Below are 8,512 nucleotides of genomic sequence, written 5' to 3' on the forward strand. Positions count from 1 at the left end.
CTATGATGATAAAGCCGTAAGTGAATGCAGACAGAAGGTTTTTGAGTATGTGCAGTCAGTTTACGGAAGTGCAGCATAAACAGGACTTTTAGGAAAGAACAGAAAAACAGAGGAGAATAATTAACCATGATAAGAACATTACATTGCAGCACAAACACAACTAATTATAATTTATGTCTTGAACATAAAGTTGCAGGTTTTACTCATCGCGGTCCAGTAGAAGGAGATATTATCTATCTTCTTTATAAAAATGGGAAGAAATCTCTTTGTGGTGCTCGTTTTGTGTTGGATCAGATAACAGATGAAAAACCTTGGGACGATGCTGACAATTATGTTCTATGTTATTCAATTAAGGATATAGAATATTGCAAGTTCTTTGATATGAGTTTTCTTTCTGAGTTTGGTGGGAAATACTGGCCATTGATGTTTATGCAAGGAGCAAAAGCATTCAAAGATGAGAAAGCAATAGCCAAATTAGATGAACTATTTACAGCAAATAAGGTAGAGGAAAGAACATATCCTATAGAACAGATTGCAGAATCTGAAGATGATGAAGAAGATTATTCAGAAGAAGAAAGAAAAAAGATTGAGAAAGCAGTTCCTGATGCTGAAATTAAAATTATGGGAACTTTCCAAACAATAAACTTCAGAAATGAAACAGACTCTTTTAGGGGATTAGAGAAGCTTGTTTCAGAGAACTTCTTTAAGCTTTTTCCTAATTATCCAGAAGAACATACAATTCTTATCTCTGAAAATCGTTTATTTAAAACTCAGCAGAAAAAAGAAACAGTAATTGGTGAATCAAGAATTCCCGATGCATTAATGATTACCTTTGATAAAAATAGAGAAATTCCACTTAGAATAAGTCTTGTTGAATATGAATGCTATGGCGAAGGAAAATTAAAAACTTCCGAGAAATCAAAATATATGAACTCTCATATTATTCCGCAACTTATGCAGTTTGCTTCAAGTTTTAGCACTATCACAGATAAAACAACTCGCGATAATACAATTTCTGACTGGATTGAAAAGATTGAGACAACAGGAATTGATATTCAGAAAGTAACAAAATGGATGAAAGAACTGAATTCTGAAATTCAGGAAGCATTTGTAATCAGTCAGTTTGAGAAAGAATTGAAAAAGGCATTCAATGGAAATATTCATGTATATCTGATTATTGATGAATTGAGCCCAGAGCAGAAGGAAACAATAAAAAATATCATTGCAGCGTTCAAATTAGAAACTGGACAGCCAATTATTTTTGATTCAAATATTGTTCGTCTTGTTCAGAAGATTAACTTTGTTGATAGTAATTTTGAATATGGGCTGACAGCGCAATAGTATTAGTGGCAGGAAAAATATGGAAGACAAGAATTTACAGATTGTATCTGTTTCAACAATTTTAAAAGACTCTTTGGGTATTCCTTTTTATCAGCGTCCATATCGATGGACAACAGAGTCATCGGTATTGCTATTTAACGATATGTATGAATCATTTAAGAGAATTGGAGAAGAATACCGAATTGGGACTGTAGTAATTCACAATGATAAAGAGAAGAAGAAAATGATGATTGTTGATGGTCAGCAACGATTAACAACATTATCAATTCTTTTCTACTGTTTTAGTGAAATACTTGAAAGTGATGCAAAACAAATTGAACAGTATTTAGGTTTATTTAAAGAAAAAGAAACTTATAATGCATTGTCTGTAGAAGCTGTAAGAAATAATTACAGAATTCTTAAAGATAAATGCAATGAGCTTGAAAAAAACGAACTTTGTGAGTTTTATAAATATATTCTATTTAATTGTACATTTGTAAAAATTATTACAGACAGCGAACAGCAAGCCTTTCAGTTTTTTGACTGTCAAAATAGTCGTGGTAAGGAGCTAGAACCTCATGATCTTTTGAAGTCTTATCATCTTAGAGAGATGAATAACGACAGTGTTGAAGTAAAGCTAAAACTTATTGAAGCATGGGAAAAAGAAAATCAGGGAGAACTTGCAAAGTTTTTTGAAAATCATCTTTATCCGCTTACAAAATGGTTTAAAGGAAAATCAGGAATTAATTATTCAGTAAAAGAAATTAAGAATTTTAAGGGTGTAAAACAAGATAACAAGTTTAATTACGCTGTTTATCATAAGGCTGCCAGTTTATATATTGAACGATTTAATTCAGAGAAAATGTTTGAATTGACCAGCGGGAAAGAGATTGCTCAATTCCAGTTAACTCAACCTGTTGTTGCAGGAAGAAGATTCTTTTCTTACACACTTTATTATCTTGAACTTTATGATTGGGTTGTTGCAAAGATAGAAGGTAAATTCAAAGACCGTATTATCATAAAAGATACCAACAGCGGAAACGGTTATGTCAGAAATCTTTTGATAAATATTGTTATGTTTTACGTTGATAAGTTTGATACAAATGCTTTAACAGATTCTGTTTTGAATAAGTTTTTTAATTGGGCATATTCTCTCAGATATGTAATGTATTCTGTTTATATTGAAACAGCAAATAATTACGCATTAGGACGTAAATCCAGAATAAATGATGGACTTAATCTTTTTGCAAAAATATCAGAAATGACTTCTCCGTCAGAAATGGATTCGATTTTGTTGGAAAATGTAAAAGATAAAACAAAGGGATATACAAACAAGAATAAACCTCTCGAAGACTCTTGGTTTGGGGTGAATAAATGAGTGAAGAATTTGAACAGCCGGAAGAATTATCAATAAATAAGGTATTTCAGGAAGATTATTATTCAATTCCTATCTATCAGAGAAGTTACGCATGGACTGATAAGCAAATAGAACAACTTATCACAGATTTGCATGATTTTGCCACACAGAATCGGGCAGATAAGCCAGATGAAAAATATTTCTTAGGCAGTTTAATTGTAGATAAAGTATCAAATCATTCTTTCTCTGTTATTGATGGTCAGCAACGTTTGACAACCTTGTATCTTTTGATGTCATACATAGATAAAAGTTTATTACGACAAAATTGTCTTACTTTCGAAGCTCGAGAAAAATCTAATACTGTTTTGAAAGACTTACAATCTCCAAAATTTGAAAGAGATGGTGACTTTGAAGATGGTGAGAAATATAATGATGAGATTGTTGCAGGAATAAAAGTAATTCAGCAATTCTTTAAGTCTCCAAAGAACACAAATGATACAAAGGAAGAGTATATAAAAAAGATTTTATCTGTTCTTGATAAAGTAAAGTTGATTCGTACACAGGTTCCGAAGAATATAGACTTGAATCATTACTTTGAAATAATGAACACTCGTGGAGAACAACTTGAACTTCATGAAATTGCAAAAGGGCGTATTTTAGATAATATAAAAGACAAAAAAGAACAACAGACTGCAGCTACTATTTGGGATGCTTGTTCACAGATGGATGATTATATCCAGATGTGTATAAAAAAAGATGTACGTGAAAAAATCTTTGAAAAGAATTGGAAAGATTTTAATTGCAATAATTTTGAAGAAGTTCATGCAAAGTTTATTGAAGCTGACAAGAAGAAGCAAGATAAAGAAAAGGTTGATATAAGTAAACTTTATTCTCTTGAGCAAATTATTACTGATACAACCAACATTAAAACTTTAAAAGAAAAGAAAGAAGATGGAGAAAACGAAAGATTTGAATCAATAATAAATTTCCCAAATTTCTTGATGATTGTAAATGAAGCAAAGAATCTTAAAGAAAATGAAGATGATTCAGGTCTTGACGATAAACAGTTTATAGAAAAACTGCAGTATATTTGGGATAATAAAGATGGACAGGCTGCAAAGCGTTGCAAACAATTTATCTTTGATATGCTTAAAATGAAATATCTGTTCGATCGTTTTATTATAAAACGTGAATTCGTTAGAGAGTATAAGAATGACGGAAAGTGGTCTTTGGAAAGACTTGAAACTGCATCTGACCCTGATAAGCCTAAGTATGTTTCAACATTTAGCGGCTCTGATATAGAAGATGAAGATTCAAAACGGTTACGAACACTACAATCTGGACTTCGTATTACATATACTTCTCCAAAGACTATGCATTGGATTTCTAAAACTTTGCATGAAGTATATCACACAGAAACACAAAAAATTACAGCAGCTCAAATTTTGCATGTTCTTGAAAAATACGCATGTAAGAAAGTACAGGAAGCAAATTATCATAATAAAAAAGGTTTTGATATTGAACGTATTGTATTTACTTATTTGGATTATATTTTATTTAGAGACTTTAAAAACGAAACCTTTGAAATTACAAAAGATAATAAGTTTAAGTATGGAGACTTCCAATATCAGTTCCGGACTTCAATAGAGCATTTTCATCCTCAGCATCCAATTCAGTCTGATAATATTGAAGACTGGAATACACAAGAAGATAGACAGTCTTATTTGAATGACCTTGGCAATTTAGTTCTTATTACCGTAAAGGCTAATTCAAGATTTTCTAATTTTAGTCCAAATTCAAAAATAGAAAATTATCCTGATACTTTGAAACAGAGTTTGAAATTCATTGAAATGGAAAAATTGCGAAAAAAGAATGAAGATTGGACTAAAAACTGTGTAACTGAACATTGTGACATAATGATGAAATTGTTAGATGATGAATTAAAGAAAAATGGTTACTTCTAATCTAAATCGTGCTGAATCTTAACTCCATTTTTCTTTTTTGGAGTTTTTAATGATTCTCGTATTATGAAAAATAGGAGAAAATTATGTCTAAATTTACATTATTAAACATTCTGACAGTACATTCAAATCATTCTGACAGTACATCGGAAAGATTTTGATATATTTTTTAGAAAGTTTTATTATACTTTTACGTAAAAATCAAGGGCGAAAACTTAATTGACAAGGCAAGCACACAGGCGAAAGTCCAGTATGCAAAACAGATGTATTCAGCAAGCGGACTTGAATATGTGTTTATTCCGTCAAAATATGCGGATATGATTCTTCAGGAATTTGTTGCGGACTCTGAAAAACTGAATCTGTTTGAAGACGCAAAGGTTTTTGGCTATGAAAACTCAGAAGCTTACGATTTGCTTAAAATTGTAAGTCCTCAGCCTCCGAAATATGGAAAATAAAGAGCACTCGTTTGTCCAATGCAGATTAATCAGATTAATTTTTAACAGCATTGATGACAACGAGCAGGCAGTTTCTGTAAGCAGAAGAATATCACTGAAAAACAGTGAGCCAACGCATGCTTTTAGGAGTTTATGACGGCTTTTTGTATTTTTTTATATATTCCTGATTTCTAGAATCCTGCGTTATCTAAGCCACCCTGCTTAACCTGAAAATGAGCAAATTCCATGCTAAAACTTGCGCGTCCCTGGGTTACAGAACGAAGGTTTGTAGAAAATCCGAACATTTTTGCCATAGGAGCAGTACAGTGGATAATTTCGCCAGTAGATTTAGAATCTTGACCACTGATAATTCCGCCACGCTGAGTAATCTGACTGATTGCTTCGCCTACAAACTCGACAGGACTTGTTATGTCAACGTTCATAACAGGCTCAAGAATTACCGGTCCTGCTTTTCTTGCAGCCTCGTCAAAAGCCTGGGCAGCACAGGCAGTAAATGCAAAAGGAGTTCCAGTAAGTTCGTTGTAATCGATTTTTGTGACGGTCACACCGACATCGGCACAAGGATAGCCGTACTGAATTCCAGAGGCAAAAGAGTTTTCGATTCCTGTTTTAACAGCATCGTAAATTTCGTCCGGAATTTCTCCGCCATGAACTGAGCAAGAATAAGTGTTTCCCTGTCCCTGCTCATTTTTTTGAATTTTTAATGTTATGCCTGCAAAATTGTCTTTTCCAGCAAGATTCTTTTCCCAAACAGAACTCTGTTCAACTCCAGAACTTACAGACTCGCGATATGTTACGCGTGGAGCGCCAACATTAGCCTTAACACCAAAATCTTCCTTCATTCTTGTAACCAAAACGTCAAGATGCAATTCGCCCATTCCGCTTATGATAAGCTGTCCGGTTTCCGCATCTTCGTGACTTGTAAATGTAGGATCTTCGCGACTCATAATTGCAAGAGTATCAATAAGTTTATCTTTATCCGAAAGAGTTTCCGGTTCAATCGCAATAGAAATTACAGGTTCTGGGAATTTAAGACTTTCGAGGAGAACAGGCATTCCCTCAGAACCGAGAGTGTCGCCTGTAGAAGCGAGCTTTAATCCGACAAAAACGGCAATATCGCCTGCACTTACACTATCCATCTGCTCCATGCGATTTGCATTTACACGAAGAATTCTGTTTACTCTTTCGCGCTTTTTCTTTCCGACATTAAGATACTGACTTCCTGCTGTAAATTTTCCGGAATAAACGCGGACAAAGCAAAGCGCACCCATATCTTTGTCCTGCTGGATTTTAAAAACAAGACCGAGCGGCATTTTCTTTTCGTCGCAAGGAATTTCAACTTCTTCTTCGTGGTCTTTTTTTATATGAAGTCCTTTTGCAGGAGGAACATCGGTCGGACAAGGCAAATAGTCGAGAACAGAATCTATCAAAGGCTGAATTCCCTTGTCGCGACGTGCAGAACCAAGCACACAAGGCACAACAGTTCTGGCAATCGTACATCTTCTCAAAGCCGCTTTGAGCATATCGTCAGAGATTTCTCCGCCTTCAAGATAAATCATTCCGAGTTCATCGTCAGCCGAAGCAACATCGTCAATTAGTTTTGCATGCCACTTTTCAGCCTCATCCTTTCTTTCAGGAGAAATTTCCGATTCAATAAAAGTTTCGCCTTCATCATCTTCGTTCCAGCGAATTTCCTTCATTTTAATTAAATCAATCAGGCCTTCAAAATTTTCACCCTGTCCAATAGGGATTTGAAGGGCAACTGTATTTGCACCAAATTTTTCGCGGACATCGTTTATAGAATAGAAAAAATCCGCTCCAATTCTGTCCATTTTATTTACAAAACAAAGTCTTGGAACATTAAATTGATCAGCTTGCCGCCACACAGTTTCGGTCTGAGGCTGAACTCCGTCAACAGCACAGATTACAGCAACAGCACCGTCCAAAACACGCAATGAGCGCTCAACTTCGGCAGTAAAGTCAACGTGTCCCGGAGTGTCGATAATATTTATTGTGCAGCCTTTCCATTGGGTCGTAATTGCAGCAGAAGCAATCGTAATCCCACGCTCCTGTTCCTGCTTCATAAAATCCATAGTTGCAGCACCGTCGTCAATTTCGCCGATTTTATGAATTTTTCCAGTGTAAAAAAGAATTCTCTCAGTTGTTGTTGTTTTTCCGGCGTCAATGTGAGCCATAATTCCAATGTTGCGCATTTTTGTAAAATCTAAAGCCATTTTCGTACCCTGTAAAATTTTAAAAAATTTCTTCACTAAAAAATCAGCCTTCAAAAATCAAATTTAAAGACCATAAAAAATCAGAAAAAGATTATATCAAAATCAAAAAATCCTAACAATAAGAAGATTTTCCAATTTTTTTACACAGTTTTAAATTTCTTCCAGAGAATTTAAAATTTTTGCGCACATTTTTTTTATTTTTTCGTCAGGTTTTATCTGGTCTGGAATCAAAATAACTTTTAAACCAGCATTGTATGCCGAAAGAACACCGTTCGGGCTGTCTTCGACGGCAACACAGTTTTTTGGCTTTATGCCGACAGAAGAACAGGCCTTTAAATAAATTTCAGGATCCGGCTTTGAATGTTCTACGCTGTCGCCACAGGTAAGAGTCTTAAAATAATCAATCAGTCCAGAACGAGAAAGTTGTCTTTCGACAGTCTGTTTTCTGGTCGAACTTGCAAGAGCAAGAACAAACCCCTTATTTTTTAGTCGCTCAAGACAGTTTTTTGCGCCTGGCATAAGTTCAATACCTTCGCTTTCTTCTGTTTTACGAAAAAAATTTCTAGCGCAATCATACCATTCTCGGGCATTAAAATTTTTATCCTGTTTTTCAAAAAAATTTTGAAGAGTAAAAAGAGTGTCCTGAGTTGCCTGCCCTACACACTGATAATAAACTTTATCAACGTCTTTAAGCTTCCATTCTTCAGCTGCCAGTCTCCAGCATTTTTTACATAAACTTTCAGTGTCCAAAAGAACTCCATCCATATCAAAAATAAAAGCAGAGATTCCGTCAGTATTAAACATAATTTTTATCTACCCTTATAAAAAACTTCGTGTAAAAAACGGCAATAATTCTATTTTAGAAAAAAAACATTTCCGTTTCAACAAAACAAAAAAAACAGAACACACATTTTTTGAAAAAAAAAATTATTTTTTAATTTACAATACTTGACATAAAATTTATTTTTTCATATAGTAATTTACATCACAAATCACATTCCCCGATTGTGTAATGGTAGCACTTCAGATTCTGGTTCTGACTGTGGGGGTTCGAATCCTCCTTGGGGAACTCAAAAAAGGGCTGACTTTTTACAGGTCAGCTTTTTTTATTAAAAAAAACGGCTCCATCGAATATCGGTTTAGTTCATCGCCCTCTCAAGGCGGGGAGACGGGTTCGACTCCCGT

Annotated in this window: 6 protein-coding genes and 1 tRNA gene; 5 read left to right on the forward strand and 2 right to left on the reverse strand. The window is 34.4% G+C overall.

Translation table 11 applies throughout. From position 1 onward, the window contains the following. Window positions 1-126: 126 nt before the first annotated feature. The 4 genes from ACT6XC_RS07620 (at window position 127) to ACT6XC_RS07635 (ending at window position 5,093) form a co-directional block, all read left to right on the forward strand. The gene (locus ACT6XC_RS07620; RefSeq protein ID WP_443741371.1) at window positions 127-1,341 is read left to right on the forward strand and encodes a hypothetical protein; all 1,215 of its coding nucleotides are present in this window, start codon (window positions 127-129) and stop codon (window positions 1,339-1,341) included. 19 nt (window positions 1,342-1,360) lie between these two features. Beyond that, the gene (locus ACT6XC_RS07625) at window positions 1,361-2,698 is read left to right on the forward strand and encodes a DUF262 domain-containing protein (protein WP_443741372.1); all 1,338 of its coding nucleotides are present in this window, start codon (window positions 1,361-1,363) and stop codon (window positions 2,696-2,698) included. Next, on the forward strand, window positions 2,695-4,641 hold the full coding sequence (locus ACT6XC_RS07630; RefSeq protein ID WP_443741373.1) for a DUF262 domain-containing protein: 1,947 nt from the start codon (window positions 2,695-2,697) through the stop codon (window positions 4,639-4,641). The genes ACT6XC_RS07625 and ACT6XC_RS07630 overlap by 4 nt, the downstream gene beginning before the upstream one ends. 260 nt (window positions 4,642-4,901) lie before the next feature. Then, window positions 4,902-5,093, forward strand: a complete 192-nt coding sequence (locus tag ACT6XC_RS07635; RefSeq protein WP_443741374.1) for a hypothetical protein — start codon at window positions 4,902-4,904, stop codon at window positions 5,091-5,093. Window positions 5,094-5,263: 170 nt separating this feature from the next. Here the strand turns inward: ACT6XC_RS07635 and fusA are convergent, their stop codons facing one another. Further along, window positions 5,264-7,327, reverse strand: a complete 2,064-nt coding sequence (fusA, locus tag ACT6XC_RS07640) for an elongation factor G (RefSeq protein ID WP_443741375.1) — start codon at window positions 7,325-7,327, stop codon at window positions 5,264-5,266. 150 nt (window positions 7,328-7,477) lie between these two features. After that, window positions 7,478-8,131 carry an HAD family hydrolase gene (locus ACT6XC_RS07645; protein ID WP_443741376.1) on the reverse strand — a complete coding sequence of 218 codons (654 nt, stop codon included), beginning with the start codon at window positions 8,129-8,131 and terminating at the stop codon, window positions 7,478-7,480. Window positions 8,132-8,325: 194 nt separating this feature from the next. Here ACT6XC_RS07645 and ACT6XC_RS07650 point away from each other — a divergent pair. Continuing rightward, a tRNA-Gln gene (locus ACT6XC_RS07650) sits at window positions 8,326-8,396 on the forward strand. The last annotated feature ends 116 nt before the right edge of the window (window positions 8,397-8,512 follow it).

The sequence above is a fragment of the Treponema berlinense genome (genome assembly GCF_052273165.1).
Lineage (GTDB): Bacteria > Spirochaetota > Spirochaetia > Treponematales > Treponemataceae > Treponema_D > Treponema_D berlinense_A.